This is a genomic window from Asticcacaulis sp. (assembly GCF_051954415.1).
GTDB lineage: Bacteria > Pseudomonadota > Alphaproteobacteria > Caulobacterales > Caulobacteraceae > Asticcacaulis.
Map to the genome: position 1 here is coordinate 1 of NZ_JBQCHT010000038.1, position 21,576 is coordinate 21,576.

Consider the following 21,576-nt stretch of genomic DNA (forward strand, 5'->3'; position numbering starts at 1 on the left):
GTCATCCACACGCGGTACACCGTGCGACAGCGGAAAATACGGACGCGATGCGGGTGGAACTGGCGCTCAGACAGCAAAAACAAATCACTCATGGCAAGTCACTCCTGAAAAGAGTGAAACACAACAAACCTGATTTCGGAATCCTGTTAATCAACAGGTCCTGAGCCTAGTCACCTTGTTCTGGTTGATGTTTTACTTGTGAATGGAAATGAATCTGCACACGATTTTTTATGGGGTGAAAATCGCAGCGGTTACTTCGTTCACCCTAAAAGGCCGATTGATTTCTCGTTGATCGAACCGTTGTTTGAGATTCCAGACTTTATTAAATTGATAGAACCACGAATTCAATTGAATGTGAAAAGAGTTGGCTTACCCTCAAGGGAGGGGTGAAAGGTAAAATTTCACTTGCTAAAAAATCAGGTGGCCTTCTGGGCTTTTCTTTAAAAAGTGACGGTGTTTAATCCAGATTAAGCGTCAGGTCGTCCAAAGCGTCATAGCCGGACCTAATCGCAGCCAGATGGGCGGGGGCATGGTTCAGGACATGGGCAAAAAAGATGCGCATCAGTTTGATGCGGTTGGTCAGCCAGATTTTGTCCCCGTTTTCCAGTTGTTCACTCGCGGCCACGGCGCCTTTCAGCAGCAGCCAGCCGCCGACCAGATCGCCGGAAAGCGTCAGGTAGGTCGTGGCGGCGGTGGCGACATCAAGGGGCGCGGTCGCTTTTTGTAACAAAAGACGATCTGTGGCAGCGGAAAAGGCCGCAAGCGCGGATTTCAAGGCTTCACACTCTGCCTTGAAATCCGCTGGCAAGGCACTGTCCAGGAAAGATTTTATATCATCGGCCAGTTCTTTTGCCGCCAGGCCGTCCGATCCCAGCTTGCGGCCGACCAGATCGGCCGCCTGGATGCCGTTTGTGCCTTCATATATCGGCGCGATACGGGCATCGCGGTAATATTGCGCGGCGCCGGTTTCCTCGATGAAGCCCATACCGCCATGCACCTGCACACCGGCGGACGCCACTTCAACGGCACGATCCGTGCTCCACGCCTTGGCAATAGGCACGAGAAAGTCCTCCCGGCGTTTATGGCGTTCGGCATCATTGCCGCGCTTGACTGCATCGATAGCCGAGGCCGTCAGCATACAGATGGCGCGCGCGGCCTCGACCTTGGCTTTCATCACGGCCAGCATCAGGCGGACATCCGGATGATCATAGATCGGAGCATAGTCCTGGCCAGTGATCAGTGACTTGCCTTGCCGGCGTTCCAGCGCATAGGCTTGCGCCTTCTGCCAGGCGGCATCGGCCAGGCCCACGCCTTCAAATCCGACAGCCAGGCGTGCGGCATTCATCATGGTGAACATGGCCGCCAACCCGCCATTGGGCGTGCCGATCAGTTCGGCCTGTGCGTTCTCGAACGACATGACGCAGGTAGGGGAGGCGTGAATGCCCAGCTTGTGCTCCAGCCCGACGCATTTGACGCTGTTGCGCGCGCCGAGACTGCCGTCCACATCGACCAGATATTTGGGACAGAGAAACAGCGATATGCCGCGCGTCCCTTTCGGCGCATCCGGCAGGCGGGCCAGCACCAGATGGACTATATTTTCCGCGCCATCGTGCTCGCCCCAGGTGATGAAGATTTTCTGGCCGGTAATGCGGAAAGTCCCGTCTGCATTGGGTTCAGCTTTGGTGGTTAGCGCTGCCAGATCGGAGCCGGCGCCAGGTTCGGTCAGGTTCATGGTGCCTGACCATTCGCCGGCGATCAGCTTCGGCAGGAACAGGTCTTTCTGTCCTTGCGTGCCGTGCGCGTGGATGGCCTCGATGGCGCCCTGGCTCAGGGTCGGCAGCAGGGTAAAGGCCATGTTGGCACCGTGGAACATATCAAAACAGGCTTGCTCCAGCATTTTCGGCAGGCCCTGCCCGCCATAGGCGGGATCGGCCGCGAGACCGTACCAGCCGCCCTCGGCATAGGTTTTTATGGCCTCCAGGAAACCCGGTGCGATTACGACCCGGTCGCCTTCCAGCCGGGTGCCCCCCAGATCGCCTGCGCGGTTGAGCGGCGCCAGCACATCCCCGGCCAGTTGCCCGGCGGCGTCAAGCACGGCGTCACGCAAGGACTCATCGAAATCCGGGAAAGCGGCGTGACCATAGCTGTCCGACATGCCGATGACATGATCGAGGCAGAAGGTGATATCCTTGAGGCTGGGACGGTAGGTCATTTCGACTCCCTGTTTTCCAGCAGTCTATGACGGAGAAAATTGCGCCGCAAGTTTAATTTACGCGAACGTCAACTTTGACTAAATTGTAATCGTGACTATTGCATTTATTTTTACATGACCCCTTATGACGGGTAGTGTATGCAGGGCATATCTGAGGAGAGTGGCATCATGACAGACCTGACCCCGACCAGCTATAACCGGTATAGCCGCTATATTCACTGGCTGATGGCCTTCCTGATCCTGTTCATGGTCTTCCTGGGGTGGCGCTTCGAGGATAAGGATACCTTCCTGCTCAATCGCGCCAACCTGCATAAGTCGATCGGTATACTGATTCTGTTGCTGACTTTCCTGCGTATCGGCCTGCGTCTGGCCTATAAGGCGCCGCCCGAACCACCTATGCCGAAATGGCAGGCCCTGGCGGCCAAGGCGCTGCATCTCGGTTTCTATATTGTCATGATCGCCCTGCCGCTGTCCGGCTGGCTGATGGTGTCGACCTCGGCCCGCGAAATTCCCTTCTTTGGCATCGCCTGGCCGCATCTGCCGGTGCCGCAGAACCACGAAACGCACGAAACCTTCGAGACTGTGCATGGCCTGTTCGCCAAGCTGATCTTCTACGTCATGATTCCGCTGCATGTCCTGGCGGCTTTGAAACACCAGTTCATCGATAAGGATACGGTGGTTGAGCATATGGTGCCGGGCCTGACCCCGCGGCCGATCCTCAATTATCGCTGGCTCCTGCCGATTGGCGTGGTCGCATTGGCTGTGGCGCTGGGCTTTGGCATCTATCGCGGTACACCGCTGAATGAGGGCCGGGACGCGCCGCCCCCGCCGGAGGCCGCGGCTGTGTCTGCCTCAGTCGAAGCGCCGGCCTCAGATGCCGCGTCTTCGGCCGAAACCGCTTCGAGCGTTTCGTCTGCTGCCGCGGTGACCAACTGGATCGTTGACAAATCCGCCACCACCATCGCCTTCACTACCACCTTTTCCGGCGAAGCGATCAATGGTGGATTCAACAGCTACGCGGCCAACATTGCGTTCGATCCGGAGCAACTCGGCACATCGCACGTCAAGGTGACGATCGACCTGGCCTCGGTCAATTCCGGCGATGGCGACCGCGACGGCACCCTGAAAAGCGACGCCTTCTTTAATGTCGCCGCCACGCCCAAGGCGATTTACGAAGCATCCAGCTTCACCAAAACCGACGCCACCCATTTCGTCGCCAGGGGCAAGCTGACGATGCACGGCACGACCAAACCGCTCAACCTGCCGTTCACACTGAATATCAAGTCGGGCGTCGCCACCATGTCGGGTACGGTCGATTTGGATCGCACGGCCTTTGGCGTAGGCACGGGCGACTGGGCCAAGACGGATTCCGTGCCGGCCAAGGTGACCGTGAAGATCAACCTGAAGGCCAAAGCCTCGAAATGAGTGACGTCGATGCGGCGGTAAGCGCGCTGCGTGAGGGCGCGCTGATCCATCTGCCGACCGAAACCGTCTATGGACTGGGTGCACGCGCCGACGATCCGGAAGCGGTCATCAAGGTCTTCGAGGCCAAGGGACGGCCGCGTTTCAATCCGCTGATCGTGCATGTCGGTGATATAGCGCTGGCGGAACGGATCGGTGCGTTCGATGACCGTGCGCGCGCCCTGGCGAAAGCCTTCTGGCCGGGACCACTGACCCTTGTTGTGCCGGTGCGTGATGCATCTCTGGCCTGCGATCTGGCGCGCGCCGGGCTCGACAGCGTGGCCCTGCGGATGCCCGCGCATCCTATGGCGCTGGAGATACTGCGCGGTTTCGGCGGCGGCGTCGTGGCGCCGTCGGCCAATCGGTCCGGCCGGCCCAGCCCGACGACACAAGCGGATGCCTATGAGGAAACCGGCGCCTTTGTGCAGGCGTCACCGGATGGTGGTGATTGTCCCGTCGGTGTGGAATCAACGGTTGTCAGTTTATTGGGTGATGCGCGCTACCTGCGTGCCGGTGCCGTAACGCGGGCACAGGTCGAGGCCGTGATTGGGCCGCTCGCGTCCGATGAGGCCGAAGGCCACCGCTCGCCAGGACGGCTGAGCCTGCACTATGCGCCGGATGCGCCCGTTAAAATCAATGTTGATACACCGTCCGCCGGAGCGACTTATCTGGCTTTCGGCCCGACGGATTATACCGGGCCGGTCATCCAGCTCAGCGCCGCGTGCGACCTGCATGAGGCAGCCGCCAATCTCTTCCGGGCTTTGCGTGAGGCCGATCGCCTGAAGCCGCCGGTGATCGAAATCGCGCCCATACCGGAAGAGGGCATAGGTGAGGCAATCAATGATCGTATCAAACGCGCGACGGGATTTGTCGGTTAAGCGGCCTTCTTCTTCGTTACCAGAGCCGGCTGCGGGCGGGTGAACACCCAGTCGCCGTCCTTCGACAGATCGCTGCGGAACTGATAATCGGCGACCTTGAAATCCTTCAGGCCCTCGATGCGGTCGATGCGGTTGTCAATCATGTATCGCGCCATCAGACCGCGCGCCTTCTTGGCGAAGAAGGAGACGATCTTCGCTTCATTGCCCTTGATCTCCAGGAAGCGCGGACTGACGACCTTTGCCTTCAGCGCCCTGGTCAGGGCGGCGCGTGAATATTCGGCGCTGGCCAGATTGACAAGCGTGTCATCGCCTTGCGCTTTCAACTCCTCGGTCAGACTTTTGGCCAGAGTGTCGCCCCAGAACTGATAGAGCGACTCCGTCCGTCCGGTTTTCAGTTGCGATCCCATTTCCAGACGGTAGGGGCGGATCAGGTCGAGCGGCCGCAGAACGCCATAAAGGCCCGACAGGATGCGGATATGATCCTGCGCCCATTCCAGCCCGGACGGATCAAGCGTTCTTGCTTCCAGCCCGCTATAGACATCACCATCAAACATGAAGGCGGCGGCGCCCGGTATCTGGTCTTCAAAGCCCTGATACCGCTCATAATTCATCTCGCTGAGCGCCGGTGAAATGTCCATCAACTCGGCGATGTGCTTCGGCTTTAATCGCTTGAGGCTTTTCAACAGTTTCGCGCTCTGTTCCGAAAACCGCGGTTCCGTAGGGGGGGGGCCGCCATCAAATGGCGTGAGGTCGAGTGACTTGGCAGGCGATAAAAGAGTGAGCATGAACGGTTTTTTTAAGCTTTGCGGTTTAGGGTGCGCGTCATCGGCCAACATACGGATGTTCGACATCTAAAACAATAGAGCCGGCCTGACGGGAGTTCAGGACAGAGGCCAGTAGCGTTCCAGTTGCTTAAGTGTACCCCGTAACCGATTTCGGCACGTCCGATCTCGGCGCGTAAGTGTATGACCAAGACAATAGGGGAGCCATCCACATGCCCGTATCCGCAGGTACTGTACTTGTTCTGGAAGACAGCCGCGTCCAGGCGCAACTGATCTCGCGTATGCTCACGCCGCTGGGCTGGTCGGCGGTGCTGAGCTTCGATCACAAGATGGTTTTCCAGCAACTTAAGGCGTCGCGCGTCGATCTGCTGCTGCTGGATGTCTATGTCGATGACGGCAATACCCTGACCTTGCTGCCGGATATCCGCGAACTGGCGCCGGGCGTGCCGATCGCAATTATGAGCGCTGGCGGCGCCGGCGGTGCGGCGCTGAATTCGACCCTAAATGCCGCGAGGCGCGCGCAGGCGGATTTCGTCCTGCCCAAACCTTTCGCGCCCGATGACCTGGCTATTATTCTCGATGAGGCCGCCAAAATGCGCCGCGCGCCGGTTCGGCCGAAGCATGTGCTTGTGGTCGATGACTGCCGGGTGGTCCGCAAGTTGACGACTACGGCGCTGGCGGAGGAAGGCTACCGCATCAGCGAGGCGCGTTCGATGGAGGAGGCATTCGATCGCGTCGATATCGCCCACGTCGATGTCGTCATTACCGATATCTTCATGCCGGGCATGGGCGGAATCGAGGGCATCCAGATCATCAAATCGACGTGGCCAAAGGTAGCCATCGTGGCCATGTCCGCCGGCTCGGACAATCGCGTGGGCAATGCTCAGGCGCTTTCCGCCGCGAAATACATGGGGGCGGATGCCCTGCTGCCCAAGCCGTTTTCCGCCACTGACCTGACCTATCTGATTGAAGCGATCCTGAGTGAAGCCTGCACCGTTGCCTGACGGGATGGTTTTATGGTTATCTGCCTGTAAACCACAATAATGGTTAAGCAAATACCTTGCGTGTAGCGGTAACTGGAAACCATAATTGTAATATATTGCCGCATGAGTCGTGAAAACTGGTGCATATAAAGGCGTCTGCGGGCCGTTATTAAGATTTTAAGTGTTTTTTACTTAAATTCGGGACACAAGAATAAAGTCGCCGTTTCAAGGGTTCCGTATGAGTCAAGGCAGTGTGCTTATAATGGATCAGAACCGTGATCTGGCGCAGCGCATTGCCTTGATGCTGCATCAGCAGAAATGGACCTCTGTTCTCAGCTTTGATCAGAAAATGGCCATGCGGATGCTGAAGGGCAGCCGTTTCCATCTGCTGCTGTTCGATGCCTATGACGCCAATGGCGCCACTATTGAGCATATCGATCAGATTCGCGGTGAAGCCCAGGATGCGCCTTTGGCCATTATGTCGGATGGTGGCGGGCGCGGCAATGCCATCAATGCCGCCATGAACCAGGCGCGCGTCGCCGGGGCCGATTTTGTTCTGCCCAAGCCGTTCAATCCGGAAAAACTGAAAAGCCTGCTGGCCGATACCAATGCCTATCATCGCGCCCGCTCAAAGGATCACAATGTCCTAGTCATCGAGGACAACGAAGACCTTCGCAATGATATCTGCCGAGTGCTGAAGCAGGTTGGCTACAAGGTATCTTATGCCGCCAATATGGAAGACGCCTTCTTCGATCATAATCTCGGCCTGATCGATGTCGTGGTGACGGCGGTGCTTATCCCCGGTATCGGCGGCATCGAAGGTACGGCGCAGATCAAGAGCGACTTTAGCCACTGCAAGGTTGTGGCCATGTCGGAAGGTGTCGATGCCACCATTACCGCCGTTCACGTTCTGGCGGCTGCCAAGGCGGCCGGGGCGGATGCTCTATTGCCCAAGCCTTTCACCATGCATGATCTGCTTAAATCCGTGGCCGGCGTTATACGCGCCAAGGATGATCCTGCGGAAGACCTGGCCCAGGCGGCTGTCGACGCGATTTTCGCGCGCTGAACCGTTACACTATCAAAAACCTTCCAAAGCCGATAGCTTTGGCAAGCGCGACTGCGCGCCGGCGACGTTTCGCCGAGCCATGCGGCGTTTGAGCTTAGAAAAGCACATGCGGGTTCATGATCCTCTTTGGATCGAGCGCCAGGCGCAGGGCCTGCATGGTCGAGACCGCCACCGGATCTTTGTAGAGCAGGGCTTCTTCGGTTTTCATACGGCCAAGGCCGTGTTCGGCCGAGATCGAACCTTCATATTCATTGACCAGATCATGGATAACCTTGGCACCGGCGTCGCGCATGGCATTGAATTCGCCGGCGTCCATGCCCTCGGGTACGATCACGTTGAAATGGACATTGCCGTCGCCGACATGGCCAAAGGCCACAAGACGCGCCCCCGGTAGGAAGGCTTCGATGGCCTTGGCGCCTTCTTCCATATATTCGGCCATCCGCGACAGGGGCACGGAAATGTCGTGCTTCCAGGCGGCGCCCTCGGCCTTTTCGGCGGCGGAATGATCTTCGCGCAGTCGCCAGAACTCGGCGGCCTGGGTCTCATTCTGAGCGATGACGGCGTCGAGCACTAAGTCTTCCTCGAAGGCGGCCTCCAGCAGGCGCTCCATGGATGAGGCGGCGCCTTCCGGATCGCCGGACGCGACCTCGATCAGGGCGTACCAGGGATATTCGGCACCCAGCGGTTCGCGCGTGTCGGGGATGTGCTTCAGCACCAGCGACAGGCCGTAACGGCCCATCAGTTCAAAGGCTTCGACCTGGCCGCCGGTTTCCTGCTTGGCGCGGACCAGCAAGTCGATTGCCTTCTGCGCGCTGTTAAACGCCACGATGGCGGTGCAGCGCGAATTCATGATCGGGAAGAGTTTCAGCGAAGCGGCGGTGATGATGCCGAGCGTTCCCTCCGCACCGATGAACATGTGCTTGATATCATAGCCGGTATTGTCCTTGCGCAGGCGTTTCAGGCCATGGAAAATCTCGCCATTGGGCAGCACCACCTCAAGTCCGGAGACGAGGTCGCGTGTCACGCCGTAGCGCAGGACAGCCGTGCCGCCGGCATTGGTGGAAATCACGCCGCCAACCGTGGCTGTGCCTTCAGCCGCCAGTGACAGCGGAAAGTAGCGGCCGGCCTTTTCGGCGATCTGCTGGGCATCGAGCAGGCTGAGGCCGGATTCGAGCACCATGGTGTCATCGGTCGGAGCCACATCGCGGATCGTCTTCATGCGTTCCAGTGAGATCAGAATTTCACCGAACGGAATCTGGCCGCCGACCAGGCCGGTATTGCCGCCCTGGGGCGTGATGGCCACGCCATTATCATAGCAGATCTTGACCACGGCTGAGACTTCCTCAGTCGATTTTGGCAGGACGAGCAGGGGGGTGTGACCCTTCCATTTGCCGCGCCATTCGGTCAGCTTCGGGTCGACGCGCATCGGGTCTTCGCTATAGCCGGCTTCCCCCACCACGGCCTTGATCTGCGCGAGCACTTCGGACGAGACGGGCGGGGCGTCGGTAAAGGCGGGCGTGGACATGGATGAGACTCTGGCTAAAGGTTAGGTGTTGGCGTTGCGTTAAGCGAGAGAGGCCGGAAGTGCAAGACACAAAACCTAATCCATCCGGTCAGTCCGGCTCACATCCGGTGCCGGCTGTAGGGGTTGTGTGCTGGCGGGGCGACGAAGTCCTGCTGATCCGACGTGGACAAGCGCCACGCCTGGGCGAGTGGTCGATTCCCGGCGGCAAGGTGAAGCGGGGGGAGGCGCTTCATGAGGCCGCCGTGCGTGAGTTGTTTGAAGAAACCGGCGTGCGAGCCAAAATCGGCGGATTACTCGCCATCTACGAGATAATCGAGCATGAATTTCATTACATTCTGATCGATTACGATGCCGAGTGGCTTTCAGGGGAGCCGGTAGCCGGAGACGATGCCGATGCGGTGCGCTTTGTGCGGCTGGATGAGGCTATGGCGTTGATTAATAATGCAGATATGCACGACGTGCTGTTGAAATCCTGGAGTGGCCGACGAGACTCCGGTCGTTAAAAAGGACTGTGACCTTTCGGTCGCGTATGGTTAAAGAATACAAAAAATCTATGCGAAGGGGCGTGTGCGGTAATTTCGCGTCTTGTGCGAGTTTCATTTTTGTGGTTAATGGCTGTTAACGGTAATAAAGGTGGTTAATACCACTCGAATCCGTGCGGCAGGGCTGTAATTCCAAACGTCAGTGCGGAGCTCCAGACTGCGTCAAATGTTCATTTTGGTGAGTCTCAGGAGTAAGTTTATGAAGAAGTTGACTATCGCTGTTGTCGCTATGGTTGCCGCTGCCGGCGCCTCTTTCGCCGTTAGCCAGGCGGTTGCTCACCAGATGCCGACCTGCAACTGCTCGCCGCAGTTCGGTTGCGTCTGTGGTGGTATGCGTTAATTACGCCCGAAACTGACGGAATTCAGTAATAGCTTTTACGCCCCGCGCTTGCCGCGGGGCGTTTGCATATTACCGTCTTCGTAACCCTTCAGTTTAAGTGAATCCTAAGGTCTTTATGGCCAAATGGAAGAACTTTAGGTAACGGGAGACGGCATGGGTCGCTCTGATCGCGCAATGAGCATTGCGACCGTAAGGCATTGGCGTGCTTTAGGGGGGGCGCTCCTGCTCGCCTTTTTTGTGATGCCTATATCGGTGTTTGCGCAGGAACAACCGATCGCCCCGCGGCATGATAAATTGCTGGCTGTATATAATCTGGTGGCCTCCAGCCCGTTTACATACACTGAAAATGAGATTGACGCTTATGGCGAGCGCGCTGTCAGGCTTTCCGGCGATGCTCGAATTCACGCCTTGTGGCGGGTATTATATGCCTACAAAACTGACCAGAATGAAACCAAGCTGTTGGTTTGGCACGACCGCATTCTCAAACTGGCTCAAAAAGAAGACGACACCAATCTCGATTTGCTGGCTCGCTTTATGTACCAGGCATACCAAAGTGAAATCGGCGATTTTAAAGGTTTCTCGGATCGTGAGTGGAGCGCCTATCTGACGACGCCCAATCAGGCGCTGCAAAGCATCGTCATGATCGAACGGATACGTTACTTGCAGCATTTCGAGCAGTGGGCAGACGCCATCGATCTGGGTGACAAGCTTATTGTACACCTCAAGGCGGAAGGCCCTGATGCCGAACCCGTGCTGGAAGCGGCATATCAGGTTATTGCTTTCTCGCTCGGCGCTGTCGGTGATTATGACGCCTACGCCAACAACATGCTGGCCATGGCGAAATTATCGCAAAAGAATGCCTTTTTCTCCCAAAAGCTCGATATGGTCTACGATCTGGCCTTATGGGCGGCGCACGAAAACGATATGCCGGTCGCCGAGCAGTTTCAAAAGCTGCATACTGACTACGTCAACAAGTATAATGTTGAAGACTTAAAGACGTGGGATGAGTTTCTGTGCGCCACTATTGAGGATCAGGCACAAAAATATGCCGCCGTTAGAGAGTGCCTGGCTGAGTCATATGTTACCAAAGGCATCATCAATAATGTGCTGGATGTGTGGAAAATGCGCCTGTTGGCGCGTGCTTATGCTGATGGAACAGACACAACGAAGGCTCGTTTTTACTTAGCCAAATTGCGGGCCTTACCTGAAAGCATGAGCCCGCCTGATCCGTCGTTCGATAAGCGTCTGCAGGCTTATATGCTGCGTGCCGATGGCCGTGGCAATGAAGCTTTCGACGCGCTGGACGAATGGACACGCACTCAGGCCGCCTATTACGAAAAATCTCGCGTGGACTCAGTACAGGGTATGTACAAGGCCCTACGCAAGGAGCTGGACAGCAAGACGGCCGAAAGCCGTTTGCTGGTCAAGCAGGTGCAGATGCGAAACCTGCTGCTCGGAGCGGCGGGGCTGATCGCGCTGCTGCTTCTGGTCATCCTCGTTGGCGGTGCCCTGTGGGTGTTCCGGATGCGGCGGATGCAATGGCATCTGCGTGATGCGCATGAACACGCCGAAGCCGCCAATGCCGCCAAGTCGCGCTTCCTCGCTGTCATGAGCCACGAACTGCGCACGCCGCTGAATGGCGTGCTCGGCATGGCTCAGGCGCTCAAGAAAAACGACCTCACCGAAAGTCAGCGCGAACAGGTCGACATCCTTGTCGATTCCGGCCAGACCCTGCTGGTGCTGCTGAATGATGTGCTGGACATGTCGCGCATCGAAGCCGGCAAGATCGAGCTGGCGCCGACGCCCACCACGTTAAAAGACATGATAGAGCGCGTCATCAATACCTACGGTTCCCTGCTGGATGGCAAGGACGTCATGCTGCGTTACGAACTGGATGAAAATGCCAGGGCGCCGATGACCTTTGACGTGCTGCGTGTTTATCAGTGCCTGTCCAACCTCGTATCAAACGCCCTGAAATTTACCGAAAAAGGCACGGTGCGGATCCTGGCTTCGGCCACGCCGCGCGAAGAGGGCGGGTATCGGGTGCGTGTCGAGGTCCGCGACACGGGCATAGGCATGAGCAAGGCCACGCTCGACAAGCTGTTTGAAGCCTTTACCCAGGCTGACGCCGTCACCACCCGTAAATACGGCGGCACCGGCCTGGGCCTGAATATAAGCCGTCGTCTGGCCGAACTGATGGGGGGCACGCTGAGCGTCACCAGTGAAGAGGGCGTCGGTTCGGTGTTCGTCATGACTTTTGAGGCCGGTGAGGTTATGGCCGTGCCCGAATCGGAGCAGCCGGAAATGAAGCCCATGCCCAAGCACGATGACAACGCCGACCTACCGGGTATGCACATCCTCCTGGTCGACGATCACCCGGTCAATCGCAAGGTGGCGCGCCTGTTCCTGGAGCCCTTTGGCTTTATCATCACCGAAGCTGTCGATGGCCAGGAAGCGCTCGATCTCGACATGTCGCGTTATGACCTCGTCCTGATGGACCTCAACATGCCGCGCCTGGGTGGCCTGGAAGCCACGCGCATCTTCCGTTCGCAGGAACCCGAAGGCCAGCATGTGCCGATCGTTGCCCTGACTGCCGATGCCATGCACGATCAGGTCGAAGCCTGTTATGCCGCCGGCATGGATGCGCATATTCCCAAACCGATCATCATGGATACGCTGATCGATACGGTGGCCGGGCTGCTGCGCCTCAAGGAAGATCAACCGGACGCAAAGGCGGAAGTGGCTTGAGCCGCTTTCACGCCGATTTGGCTAGGGCCCGGCCGGAACCCCCTGTATAATGGCCATCACATACCCCATATTGGTGGTGTGATTTCGGGGGAGGCCCAATTGCTGCAATCCATTTCCATTTTCGGACCCTTGACCTTTGTCGTCATCGTGCTCGGCGTCATGATGCTGTTCAGCATCGTGAAGATCGTGCCACAGGGCTACGAATTCACCATCGAGAACTTTGGCCGCTATACGCGCACGCTCAAGCCGGGCATCGCCTTCCTGACGCCATTCGTCGAGGCGATCGGGCGCAAGGTCAATATGATGGAACGCGTGTTTGACGTGCCGCAGCAGGACGTCATCACCAAGGACAATGTCAACGTCAAGGTTGACGGCATCGTCTTCACCCAGGTGATCGATGCGGCGCTGGCCGCCTATCGCGTCGATAATCTCGATAACGCCATCACCCAACTGGCCATGACGAACCTGCGCACCGTGGTTGGCGCCATGGAACTGGACGAAGTGCTTTCGCAACGCGATGCCATCAATTCGCGCCTGCTGAATGTGATTGATCATGCCACAAGCCCGTGGGGTGTGAAGGTAAATCGTATTGAAATCAAGGATTTGAAGCCGCCTCATGACATAACGGATTCGATGGCGCGCCAGATGAAAGCCGAACGCGAACGTCGTGCCCTGATCATCGAGGCCGACGGCGAAAAGCAAGCAGCGATTGCCCGCGCCGAAGGCTCGAAACAATCCGCCGTGCTGGAAGCTGAGGGCCGCAAGGAGGCTGCCTTCCGGGATGCCGAAGCCCGCGAACGCTCCGCCGAGGCGGAAGCCCGTGCAACGGATGTGGTCTCCCAGGCTATCGCCAAGGGGGACGTCAACGCCATCAACTATTTCGTGGCACAGAAATATGTCGAGGCCTTCGGACGCTTCGCCGAATCGAATAATACCAAGACTTTGATCATGCCCGCTGACATGTCGTCCCTGGCCGGAATGGTTGGCGGCGTGGCCGAGCTGATCAAGTCGGTCGGGCCGGATACGCCCAAAGCGCCGGCGAAAAAGGTGTAGGAGGCAACCATGGATATGAATGCCATTCTTCTGATGGGGCCGATGTCGATGAACGCCTTCTGGTTCTGGTTCGTCTTCGGCCTGCTGCTGCTCGGTATTGAAATGTTTCTGGGCACGCAATGGCTGCTGTGGGCCGCCGCCGCGGCCGGCGTCGTGGCGGTAATCTGCCTGACCGGCCTGCCGTTCGGCCTGTTCCTTCAGGCCCTGACCTTCGCGGTCCTGAGCCTGGTGATGGGGCTGCTGACGCCGAAATTTCTCAAGGTGAGCAGCCACAGCCCGGATGTCAATGATCCGCACCGGCGCATGGTCGGCAAGGAGGCCCAGGTGCTCAGCGGCTTTGAACTGGTGTCCGGCGGTGAACGTACCGGCCGTGTGGTGTTCGATGGTGTCGAATGGCCGGCCGTGCTGGGCGAAGCGAGCCAGATGAAGCTGGCGGCCAGCGATCGTGTCATCATTGAGCGCATTTACGAAGGTCGTGTTTTTGTGCGGCCGGCCTGATTCGCTTTAAAGTCGCATATTGCCTCCTTAACTATTTTTTGGTTTGATGCCCGGCGGACATCTGGTCCGTTTGGGGGAAATCCATGAAAATCTGGTTGCGGCTGGCCATGCTTGTAGTGTGTCTCGTATTGCCGACTGTGGCTCAGGCGGGGGCATGGCCGCAGATGAAGGGCGATACGCAGGCGATTATCACCTATGAACCAGGCGCTGCCGATGATGGGTTCGACGCCTCCGGCGACAAGACGATCGCGCTTGACAGATGGAAGCAGAACAACCTGTCGCTGTTCGTCGATCATGGCGTGACCGAGCACCTGAGCCTGACAGCCAAGGTCAACTACCGCGACTATACCACTGGTTCGGAACGCTTTTCCGGCCTGAGTTCGATTGAAGTCGGCGGACGCTGGACAATCAGACGAACCGACGATTTCGTCTTTGCGCTGGGTGCCACGGTCGAAGGTTTCGGCAAAGGGCGGCGCAGTGATTACGACCTGACCAGCAAGGGCGGGACCGATTACGACCTGCGCGCCTATGCTGGCCGGAATTTCAGGTTACTGGGCAAGGATGCGTTCGTCGATCTTCAGGCGGCGCGTCATTTGCGCCAGTATGAAGCCAATGAATGGCGTATCGATGCAACCCTGGGGATAAAGCCATCGCCAAAATGGATTGTCATGGCCCAGGTTTTCGCCGGCCGCACCGATAAGGCTGTCTGGGGACATGCGGAATGGGCCAATACCGAACTGAGCGTAGTGCGCCGCTTCGGGCCGCAGCAGCAGACCAGCCTGCAACTCGGCCTGCGTCAAACGGCGGCCGGCCGTAATGTACCCGCCGTCCAGGCCGTCGTTGTCAGTCTGTGGAAGACGTTTTAGTTGGCACTTGAAGCCGATTGCGAAGCCGCTGCCGGCGGCGCATAGGGCGTTGTTTCCAGCTTGAGCCAGGCAATCAGATTGCGGCGGTCGGTTTCATTCTGGATGCCCTGATAGCTCATCTTCGTGCCTTTGACGACGGACTGCGGCGCGGCGAGGTAGGTGTCCAGCGTGTCGAAGTCCCAGGTGACATTATGGGCCGTCATGGCTTCGGTGAAGGTGTAGCCTGGCTCGGTGCCCGATTTGCGGCCGAAGACACCATACAGATGCGGTCCCACCAGGTTCATCTTGTCGGGACCGATCGTGTGACAGGCACGGCATTTGATGAACTGCTTTTCGCCGGCAGCCAGGTCGGCTGTATTGTAAGGGGCGGGGAAGGTCGCCTGGATGGCGGTCTTTTCCGCGTCGGTATAGACATGCGGTGCCGCCATCACGACGTCCGGCGCATCGTCATTATCCGCCTTGGAATCGCAGCCGCTTAAGATCAGTGCGGCGGCGGAAAATAGTAATATGGCCTTCGTCATGTGATCTGCCTCTGAATGAACGCCCATCTCTTAAGCCAGACCGAGGCGTCTGGCGACCGTTAAAATGTCGCACTCAGGACGAGGCGCTGCTGTCCATGGGGGCGGAAGCCGGTACTTCGCTAGGTGCGGAATCGCCGGGCTCCTGATTACAGGCGGACAGCAGAACTATGGACGCCAGCGCCAGTAGCAGCAGGCGGACAGGCGTTTGATGAGCAATCATGGGAGGCTCCGTATTGCCGGTTCGTAGGGCTTTAGCCGGCTTTTCTCCATCATAATCCACAGCGATCCCTTCAGCCTATCGGAAATATCGCAAGGTGATCCAATGCCGCAGGACTGTGGCAAAACCTCCTCAATCAGAAGAGGAGCGGGGTCTCGAAATCGAGCAGTTTCTGCTTAAGCGGCAGGCCGCCGCCATAGCCCGTCAGGGCACCGTTCTTGCCTATGACACGGTGGCAGGGAATGATCAGGGCAATTGGGTTCTTGTTATTGGCGCCGCCGACCGCCTGGGTGGCCTTGATGTCGCCTGTGGCAGCGGCAATCCGCTGGTATGACCAGGTCTCCCCGAAAGGGATGTTGCACAAAGCTTTCCACACCTTGAGCTGAAAATCAGTGCCCCTTGGTTTCAGGTCCAGGGTGAAAACGGTGCGCTTGCGGTCGAAGAATTCATGAACCTGCCGCGTCACGTCCCTGAGCCGCGACGGCGCGTGTTCCGCCTTATCAGGGCGGGAGAAATGACCGGACATTTCGCCATTCAGGAAGGTGAACTCAAGCAGAGCGCCGTCTTCGTCTACGGTGGCCGCCGCCATGCCAAGCAGCGTGTCGATATGTGAAAAATAGAGAGCCATATCACGAGTTTCTCACGCACATATGAGAGTCTCAAATCAACTTTTAAGCATCGTGGTGGCGGCGGCTTGACCAAGCCTTAAGACATACGTCAGTAATTTGCCTCAATAAAAGTACGAACATGACTGACGTATCATGTCGCCTGAGATGCGCGTCGCGGTTTGTATTGTGCGTGCGCGGTTCAGCAGGAAACGAAGGATATATTCTATGAGCACCGATGCCCTGAAGATAGATCAGCCGCTCGCCAATGTGCTCCTGATCGACGATCGCAAGGCCGATATCGAACTGGCCCGCGTCTTTTTGCAGGTCCGGGACCGGATGCAGTTCAATCTCAAGGTCGCCCATGGGGCAAAAGAAGCCCTGGAGGTCCTGGAGCAGGCAATGACCCAAGGGGAGGCGGTCGATCTGTTATTGCTTGATATCAACATGCCGGGCATGGATGGTTTCGAGCTTCTGGAGGCAGTGCGCAGGCATGCGGGATTGAAGCATGTGGCCGTGGTGATGTGTACCGGCTCCACCTATGATCAGGATCAGGCCAGGGCAAAGGCGCTGGGCGCGGCGGGCTATATGGTCAAGCCGGCTTCCCTGGCGCAGCTCGGGCCGATGCTGGCCGCCATCCCGACACTGAAACTGGAATCCGAAGGCGAGGGGGTTCGCCTGCTGCGCGCGGCCTGACATCTGCTGCCGGCCTGACAGCTTTCAATGTAACTTCCGTATCTTGTTTTTATGCGGCATCGTGGCAGAGTGTGCTTATTGAAGGAGCACCCAAATGGCTGAGACGACCTACCACATCTTCGACAACAACACCGGCGAGGAAATCTACCTGTCGAACGATTTCCACTTCCAGAGCACGCCCCAGCCGGAACATCGCATCAATGATGAAAACATGCGCGATCGCTTTGGCGGGCCGGCGGTTGTCAATCGCGTGGAGGCCGCTCCGGACGGTTCGATCAACGTGTATGTGGATGGGGCCGAAGAACGCCTGAACGCCGACAACCAGGATAGCGATCAGTCTTATCGGCGCTCATAAGGCGGTCAGGCCAGGCCGAGGTGTTCGATGCCGAGGCGGCTGGCCTCGGTTTTCAGCCCTTTTTGAGCCGCGGCAAAACCGGGCGCCCCGCCGCCATCGCTGTTATAAAGAATAGCGACGGTCAGCTTGCTGTCCGTAAAGCTGCGCAGGTGACCGGTGAAGCCATTGATGCGGCCTCCATGCGCCGCCAGTTTCAGGCTTTTCATGGTGCCGAGCCCTTGACCCAGTCCATATTCCAGCGGATCAGCACCCTGGCGCTCGTAGGCGGGCTTGCCGTTCCGGAGCAGGGTGGGGGTGAGCATGGCCTCCACGCTTTCCGGCTTCAGCACCTTTCCGCTCAGCAGGGCCAGATGCCACAGGCACAGATCTTCCGTGGTTGAGCGGATGGCGCCGGCGCCGCCGGCGAAACTCGGGGAAATAGGCATGGCCAGGTCATATTTCGTTGGTGCCCGGAAGTTTGGGCGATAGCCGTTGCAGATGGCCGTGGTGGTGCAGGTTTTGTCGATCACTGTCTGGCTCAGTCCGGCCGGCGCAAACAGATGCTGGGCACAGAAGTCCGCAAAGGCCATGCCGGACAGTTTTTCGACTACAATGCCCAGCAGAGTGAAGGCGCTGTTGCTGTAAAGCCAGGTGGCGCCGGGCTGGGCGCGGTAAAAGGGCTGGCGGGCGGTAATGATTTTGATCAGTTCGTCGGCCGTGTAGTCGCGGGTCTGCGCCTCGGTCAGGATGCTGCTGACCTGCCCGTTGATATAGTCCCCCATGCCGGAGGTGTGGCTGAGGAGCTGGCGCAGGGTAATGCTTTCACCGCGCGGCACGGCCGGCAGGAATTTCGATAACGGATCATCAAGGGTCAGAAGACCGCCTTCGGCCAGAAGCAAAATAGCGGCGGCCGTGAACTGCTTGGTGATCGAGGCCACGCGAAATCCGGTCTGCGGCGTGGCGGCGGCATTGCTCTCTATATTGGCCAGGCCGAATCCCTTGGAATAAAGCAGTTCGCCGCCAGCCATCACGCTGAGGCTAAGGCCTGGCGTCAGCTTCTTGTCGACCATCGCCTGGCCGAGCGCCGTCAGGCTGGGCCAGTCGAGCAAGGGCGGTCCCAGCGTCTTTTTTGCCGGCGTCGCCGGGGTGGCTGCCTTTTCGACGGTCCGGATCAGGGAGGGAGCGGCGGCATTGCCCGCCAGTGCGGCCAGCATCAGGCCGAGGGTTGAGCGCCGTGTCAGGATGGCCGGGTTTTCATGCGTTGCGGTCATAAGCTTACAAACCAGTAGATGCCCCAGGCGCGCCGCCGTCCTGCGCTCAGGGGTGTAAAAAATCGATAGCGAATCTCACCGTCATTTGCCGGAAAGACTAGGCTAATCGGTAAATGGTTTCAAAATCGTTTTGGTAAACGGGAAATTCACAGGGTCATATTTTTGTGAGCAAAATTGTGTTCCAATAGCTGGATTGGCCTGAAAATGCCGGCAAACATGGCTAACGGCCGGTTAAAATTGCCGCCCGGCCGGGAATTGCGGAAGCTTTTGCCGGGGAGGCGTTTTTAGCGGTTTGATTCGGCCTCTGGCAACTAAATAATATTATTTAATTTCAAGGTATTAAATTAAAATTCGCCCACCCTTTTCCTGGCCTCCGGCTTGCTGTGTGCATCACCGGCTAAAATAGCTGTGCGGCAAAAGCCGTTTAAATCCCCCGACCAGAATGGAAAGGAAATCCGATGTTGAACAACTCGGTGAACACCAATGTTGGCGCAATGATTGCGCTGCAGAACCTGAACAAGACGAATTCCGAACTGTCTACTACCCAAAACCGGATCAACACCGGTTTGAAGGTGGGCTCAGCCAAGGATGATGGTGCGACCTTCGCTATCGCTCAAAGCCAGCGATCCACCGTCGCCTCCCTGGATGCGGTAAAAGACTCGCTGAACCGGGCAACCTCCTCCGTGGATGTGGCCATGTCGGCGGGTGAAAGCATTTCGGATATGCTCACCCAGATGAAGGAGAAGGCGCTCGCAGCTTCCGACACGTCGTTGGACACCACCAGCCGGGAGGCCCTGAACACGGATTTCGCTGCCTTGCGTGACCAGATCACCAAGACCATGTCGAACGCCAAGTTCAACGGCATCAACCTGATTGATGGGTCTTTGCCGGGCCTTGAAGCCCTGGCGAACGCCGACGGCAATTCACGACTGACCGTCGCCGGGCAAAATCTGAGCCTTGGCGGCACGATCGTGACGTTGGGAACAGCCGCTGCGTTTGCAACCGCTTCTTCGGCCGGCGCCCTGCTGACGACTATTGATGACTCTATCAACAATGTCTCGGCGGCCCTGGCGAAACTGGGTACGTCTTCCAAGGCTCTGGAGGCGCACATGACCTTCATTGGTAATCTGCAAGACTCGGTTACGGCAGGTATCGGCAACCTCGTGGACGCTGACCTGGCGAAAGAAAGCGCGAAACTCCAGTCGCTGCAGACAAAGCAGCAATTGGGCGTGCAGGCGCTATCCATCGCCAATCAGGCGCCGCAAACGGTGCTCAGCCTGTTCAAGTAACCCTTACGCCGGGGCGGGCCGCGTCCGTCCCGGCTTATTTTCCGTTGTCCCCATTTTGAAAGGGGGAGGCGAAGAGCGCAAGCTTGTGGGCAAAAACTACCGGCCCCGGCAAATATTGCCGCCTTCCGGCAAAAATTGCCCGGCAAAAATACCCTTAACGCGTTGTTAAAATCAAGTAATTCAATTTGTTATGCGTTTTTCGGAATTTGGCCGCTGTGGCCTTTTTCTTGCAGTCTCGACCTCAGGCAAAATGCCGCCGGCAGACAAAACGTCGCCGGTTCACTTCTAGAAGAAAGACTAGACCGATGCCCGTGAATAGCGTCAATACCAATGTCGGGGCTATGATTGCCCTGCAAAACCTCAATAAAACCAACACCGACCTGCAAACGACTCAAAACCGCATCAATACCGGTTTGAAGGTTGGCAGTGCCAAGGACGACGGCGCCGCTTTCGCCATCGCCCAAAGCCAGCGTTCGACCGTTTCGTCGCTCGACGCTGTCAAGGACTCCCTGTCGCGCGCGACTTCGGTTGTGGACGTTGCTTCGTCCGCCGGCGAATCCGTTTCGGACATGCTGACCCAGTTGAAGGAAAAGGCCCTGGCCGCTTCCGACACCTCGCTGGACTCCACCAGCCGCAGCGCCCTCAAGGCCGACTTCGAATCCATCCGCGATCAGATCACCAAGACCCTGACCAACGCCTCCTTCAACGGTATCAACCTCGTTGACGGCAGCCAGGGCTCGGTTACGGCTCTTGCCAATGCCGATGGTTCCAGCGTCCTGACGGTTGCCGCTCAGAACATGTCGCTCGGCGGCAGCATTGTGACCCTCGCCAGCAACGCGTCGTTCTCGACCGCGTCGTCGGCCGGTGCCCTGCTGACCACGCTCGACAGCTCGATCAACTCGGTTTCGGCGGCTCTCGCCAAGCTGGGTACGTCGTCCAAGGCGGTTGATAACCACCTGGAGTTCGTCGGCAAGCTGCAAGACTCGATCACTGCCGGTATCGGCAACCTGGTCGATGCTGACCTGGCCAAGGAAAGCGCCAAACTGCAAGCTCTGCAAACAAAGCAGCAGCTCGGCATTCAGGCCCTGTCCATTGCCAACCAGTCGACCTCGACTGTCCTGAGCCTGTTCCGTTAATCGGTCCAAAGCCTCTTGAAATCGGGAGGCGGGCCGCAAGCTCGTCTCCCTTTTTCTTTAAACCCATTCTATCGGAGGGCGCCTGACGTGTAAGAGCGCAGGCGAGTTGCGAAGATGATCAATAATATTCTCAGTTTCCCGCAGGTTCCTGACGTATCTCATGTAAAACCTGCGCCTGACGTGCCTGTCGAGGTTGCCGCCGGTAACGGTTCGGAGCAATCGAAGAATGAATCGGGCGCCGACCTTTCCAAGGGAAGCAGCCAGGGCCAGACGCCGGCCTACATGTTGCGGCTGACGGTCGACAAGGATCCGGACACGGGCGATTGGGTCTACAAGGCCATCGATCGCTATACCGGCGAAGTGGTTCGCGTCCTGCCGCGCCAGGAGCTTACCAGGATGAGGGAAGCGTCGAATTATGAGGCCGGTTCGGTTATAAAGACAGACGTCTAAACCGGACTTTCAGGTCAATATTTGTATTTATCCACCGTGCATTCCCTAATGCGCGGTAAAAGTCGTTTGCGCTCATTAACCATTTGCTTACCATAAAAGTTAA

Annotated in this window: 22 protein-coding genes; 15 read left to right on the top strand and 7 right to left on the bottom strand. The window is 57.7% G+C overall.

What is annotated here, in order from left to right; all coding sequences use genetic code 11:
• Positions 1-457: 457 nt before the first annotated feature.
• Positions 458-2,212 carry an acyl-CoA dehydrogenase gene (locus ACTHND_RS14630; protein ID WP_440178692.1) on the bottom strand — a complete coding sequence of 585 codons (1,755 nt, stop codon included), beginning with the start codon at positions 2,210-2,212 and terminating at the stop codon, positions 458-460.
• 168 nt (positions 2,213-2,380) lie between these two features.
• Here ACTHND_RS14630 and ACTHND_RS14635 point away from each other — a divergent pair, with 168 nt between their 5' ends.
• Positions 2,381-3,637: a YceI family protein gene (locus tag ACTHND_RS14635; RefSeq protein ID WP_440178693.1), complete on the top strand. Its 1,257-nt coding sequence runs from the start codon at positions 2,381-2,383 to the stop codon at positions 3,635-3,637.
• Complete coding sequence (locus ACTHND_RS14640) at positions 3,634-4,551, top strand: L-threonylcarbamoyladenylate synthase (RefSeq protein WP_440178694.1); 918 nt, start codon at positions 3,634-3,636, stop codon at positions 4,549-4,551. Before ACTHND_RS14635 ends, ACTHND_RS14640 begins: the two co-directional genes overlap by 4 nt.
• Here ACTHND_RS14640 and yaaA read toward each other — a convergent pair.
• Positions 4,548-5,336, bottom strand: a complete 789-nt coding sequence (gene yaaA, locus ACTHND_RS14645; RefSeq protein WP_440178695.1) for a peroxide stress protein YaaA — start codon at positions 5,334-5,336, stop codon at positions 4,548-4,550. The two genes, ACTHND_RS14640 and yaaA, sit on opposite strands and share 4 nt — an antisense overlap.
• Before the next feature lie 209 nt (positions 5,337-5,545).
• Here yaaA and ACTHND_RS14650 point away from each other — a divergent pair, with 209 nt between their 5' ends.
• Positions 5,546-6,337: a response regulator gene (locus tag ACTHND_RS14650; RefSeq protein ID WP_440178696.1), complete on the top strand. Its 792-nt coding sequence runs from the start codon at positions 5,546-5,548 to the stop codon at positions 6,335-6,337.
• Positions 6,338-6,554: 217 nt separating this feature from the next.
• The gene (locus ACTHND_RS14655) at positions 6,555-7,382 is read left to right on the top strand and encodes a response regulator (protein ID WP_440178697.1); all 828 of its coding nucleotides are present in this window, start codon (positions 6,555-6,557) and stop codon (positions 7,380-7,382) included.
• A gap of 94 nt (positions 7,383-7,476) precedes the next feature.
• Here ACTHND_RS14655 and ACTHND_RS14660 read toward each other — a convergent pair whose 3' ends face one another.
• A complete protein-coding gene (locus tag ACTHND_RS14660; RefSeq protein ID WP_440178698.1) occupies positions 7,477-8,907 on the bottom strand; it encodes an FAD-binding oxidoreductase in 1,431 nt (476 codons plus the stop codon).
• Positions 8,908-8,966: 59 nt separating this feature from the next.
• On the opposite strand from ACTHND_RS14660, the gene ACTHND_RS14665 reads away from it, so the two are divergent.
• From ACTHND_RS14665 to ACTHND_RS14690, 6 genes are all read left to right on the top strand, one after another.
• Complete coding sequence (locus ACTHND_RS14665) at positions 8,967-9,410, top strand: NUDIX hydrolase (protein WP_440178700.1); 444 nt, start codon at positions 8,967-8,969, stop codon at positions 9,408-9,410.
• A 238-nt stretch (positions 9,411-9,648) separates the two neighbouring features.
• Entirely contained in the window at positions 9,649-9,789 is a 141-nt protein-coding gene (locus ACTHND_RS14670; protein WP_170828162.1) for a hypothetical protein, read from the top strand.
• Between the two features lie 408 nt (positions 9,790-10,197).
• A complete protein-coding gene (locus tag ACTHND_RS14675) occupies positions 10,198-12,537 on the top strand; it encodes an ATP-binding protein (protein ID WP_440178701.1) in 2,340 nt (779 codons plus the stop codon).
• Positions 12,538-12,696: 159 nt separating this feature from the next.
• Positions 12,697-13,590 carry an SPFH domain-containing protein gene (locus tag ACTHND_RS14680; RefSeq protein ID WP_440178724.1) on the top strand — a complete coding sequence of 298 codons (894 nt, stop codon included), beginning with the start codon at positions 12,697-12,699 and terminating at the stop codon, positions 13,588-13,590.
• 9 nt (positions 13,591-13,599) lie between these two features.
• Positions 13,600-14,088 carry an NfeD family protein gene (locus ACTHND_RS14685; protein WP_440178702.1) on the top strand — a complete coding sequence of 163 codons (489 nt, stop codon included), beginning with the start codon at positions 13,600-13,602 and terminating at the stop codon, positions 14,086-14,088.
• 83 nt (positions 14,089-14,171) lie between these two features.
• On the top strand, positions 14,172-14,954 hold the full coding sequence (locus ACTHND_RS14690) for a hypothetical protein (protein WP_440178703.1): 783 nt from the start codon (positions 14,172-14,174) through the stop codon (positions 14,952-14,954).
• On the opposite strand, the gene ACTHND_RS14695 is transcribed toward ACTHND_RS14690, so the two are convergent.
• The 3 genes from ACTHND_RS14695 to ACTHND_RS14705 form a co-directional block, all read right to left on the bottom strand.
• Positions 14,951-15,475: a c-type cytochrome gene (locus ACTHND_RS14695; RefSeq protein ID WP_440178704.1), complete on the bottom strand. Its 525-nt coding sequence runs from the start codon at positions 15,473-15,475 to the stop codon at positions 14,951-14,953. The two genes, ACTHND_RS14690 and ACTHND_RS14695, sit on opposite strands and share 4 nt — an antisense overlap.
• A gap of 73 nt (positions 15,476-15,548) precedes the next feature.
• Positions 15,549-15,695: a hypothetical protein gene (locus tag ACTHND_RS14700; protein ID WP_440178705.1), complete on the bottom strand. Its 147-nt coding sequence runs from the start codon at positions 15,693-15,695 to the stop codon at positions 15,549-15,551.
• A 133-nt stretch (positions 15,696-15,828) separates the two neighbouring features.
• Positions 15,829-16,320, bottom strand: a complete 492-nt coding sequence (locus ACTHND_RS14705) for a methylated-DNA--[protein]-cysteine S-methyltransferase (protein WP_440178706.1) — start codon at positions 16,318-16,320, stop codon at positions 15,829-15,831.
• A 205-nt stretch (positions 16,321-16,525) separates the two neighbouring features.
• On the opposite strand from ACTHND_RS14705, the gene ACTHND_RS14710 reads away from it, so the two are divergent.
• Both ACTHND_RS14710 and ACTHND_RS14715 read left to right on the top strand, forming a co-directional pair.
• Complete coding sequence (locus tag ACTHND_RS14710; protein ID WP_440178707.1) at positions 16,526-16,993, top strand: response regulator; 468 nt, start codon at positions 16,526-16,528, stop codon at positions 16,991-16,993.
• Between the two features lie 94 nt (positions 16,994-17,087).
• Positions 17,088-17,348 carry a hypothetical protein gene (locus ACTHND_RS14715; RefSeq protein ID WP_440178708.1) on the top strand — a complete coding sequence of 87 codons (261 nt, stop codon included), beginning with the start codon at positions 17,088-17,090 and terminating at the stop codon, positions 17,346-17,348.
• 5 nt (positions 17,349-17,353) lie between these two features.
• Here the strand turns inward: ACTHND_RS14715 and ACTHND_RS14720 are convergent, their stop codons facing one another.
• The gene (locus ACTHND_RS14720; RefSeq protein ID WP_440178709.1) at positions 17,354-18,598 is read right to left on the bottom strand and encodes a serine hydrolase domain-containing protein; all 1,245 of its coding nucleotides are present in this window, start codon (positions 18,596-18,598) and stop codon (positions 17,354-17,356) included.
• 458 nt (positions 18,599-19,056) lie between these two features.
• Between ACTHND_RS14720 and ACTHND_RS14725 the strand changes: the two genes are divergently transcribed.
• The 3 genes from ACTHND_RS14725 (at position 19,057) to ACTHND_RS14735 (ending at position 21,473) form a co-directional block, all read left to right on the top strand.
• On the top strand, positions 19,057-19,887 hold the full coding sequence (locus ACTHND_RS14725) for a flagellin (RefSeq protein WP_440178710.1): 831 nt from the start codon (positions 19,057-19,059) through the stop codon (positions 19,885-19,887).
• A gap of 305 nt (positions 19,888-20,192) precedes the next feature.
• A complete protein-coding gene (locus tag ACTHND_RS14730; RefSeq protein WP_440178711.1) occupies positions 20,193-21,023 on the top strand; it encodes a flagellin in 831 nt (276 codons plus the stop codon).
• Positions 21,024-21,137: 114 nt separating this feature from the next.
• On the top strand, positions 21,138-21,473 hold the full coding sequence (locus tag ACTHND_RS14735; protein ID WP_440178712.1) for a flagellar biosynthesis protein FlaG: 336 nt from the start codon (positions 21,138-21,140) through the stop codon (positions 21,471-21,473).
• Positions 21,474-21,576: the final 103 nt, after the last annotated feature.

Excerpts from the sequence above, each read along its gene's own strand:
- ACTHND_RS14685 (WP_440178702.1), top strand. The coding sequence starts at position 13,600 with ATGGATATGAATGCCATTCTTCTGATGGGGCCGATGTCGATGAACGCC.
- yaaA (WP_440178695.1), bottom strand. The coding sequence starts at position 5,336 with ATGCTCACTCTTTTATCGCCTGCCAAGTCACTCGACCTCACGCCATTT.
- ACTHND_RS14650 (WP_440178696.1), top strand. The coding sequence starts at position 5,546 with ATGCCCGTATCCGCAGGTACTGTACTTGTTCTGGAAGACAGCCGCGTC.
- ACTHND_RS14715 (WP_440178708.1), top strand. The coding sequence starts at position 17,088 with ATGGCTGAGACGACCTACCACATCTTCGACAACAACACCGGCGAGGAA.
- ACTHND_RS14695 (WP_440178704.1), bottom strand. The coding sequence starts at position 15,475 with ATGACGAAGGCCATATTACTATTTTCCGCCGCCGCACTGATCTTAAGC.
- ACTHND_RS14730 (WP_440178711.1), top strand. The coding sequence starts at position 20,193 with ATGCCCGTGAATAGCGTCAATACCAATGTCGGGGCTATGATTGCCCTG.
- ACTHND_RS14680 (WP_440178724.1), top strand. The coding sequence starts at position 12,697 with ATGATGCTGTTCAGCATCGTGAAGATCGTGCCACAGGGCTACGAATTC.
- ACTHND_RS14735 (WP_440178712.1), top strand. The coding sequence starts at position 21,138 with ATGATCAATAATATTCTCAGTTTCCCGCAGGTTCCTGACGTATCTCAT.
- ACTHND_RS14720 (WP_440178709.1), bottom strand. The coding sequence starts at position 18,598 with ATGACCGCAACGCATGAAAACCCGGCCATCCTGACACGGCGCTCAACC.
- ACTHND_RS14635 (WP_440178693.1), top strand. The coding sequence starts at position 2,381 with ATGACAGACCTGACCCCGACCAGCTATAACCGGTATAGCCGCTATATT.
- ACTHND_RS14700 (WP_440178705.1), bottom strand. The coding sequence starts at position 15,695 with ATGATTGCTCATCAAACGCCTGTCCGCCTGCTGCTACTGGCGCTGGCG.
- ACTHND_RS14710 (WP_440178707.1), top strand. The coding sequence starts at position 16,526 with ATGAGCACCGATGCCCTGAAGATAGATCAGCCGCTCGCCAATGTGCTC.
- ACTHND_RS14630 (WP_440178692.1), bottom strand. The coding sequence starts at position 2,212 with ATGACCTACCGTCCCAGCCTCAAGGATATCACCTTCTGCCTCGATCAT.
- ACTHND_RS14660 (WP_440178698.1), bottom strand. The coding sequence starts at position 8,907 with ATGTCCACGCCCGCCTTTACCGACGCCCCGCCCGTCTCGTCCGAAGTG.
- ACTHND_RS14690 (WP_440178703.1), top strand. The coding sequence starts at position 14,172 with ATGAAAATCTGGTTGCGGCTGGCCATGCTTGTAGTGTGTCTCGTATTG.
- ACTHND_RS14725 (WP_440178710.1), top strand. The coding sequence starts at position 19,057 with ATGTTGAACAACTCGGTGAACACCAATGTTGGCGCAATGATTGCGCTG.
- ACTHND_RS14640 (WP_440178694.1), top strand. The coding sequence starts at position 3,634 with ATGAGTGACGTCGATGCGGCGGTAAGCGCGCTGCGTGAGGGCGCGCTG.
- ACTHND_RS14655 (WP_440178697.1), top strand. The coding sequence starts at position 6,555 with ATGAGTCAAGGCAGTGTGCTTATAATGGATCAGAACCGTGATCTGGCG.
- ACTHND_RS14670 (WP_170828162.1), top strand. The coding sequence starts at position 9,649 with ATGAAGAAGTTGACTATCGCTGTTGTCGCTATGGTTGCCGCTGCCGGC.
- ACTHND_RS14705 (WP_440178706.1), bottom strand. The coding sequence starts at position 16,320 with ATGGCTCTCTATTTTTCACATATCGACACGCTGCTTGGCATGGCGGCG.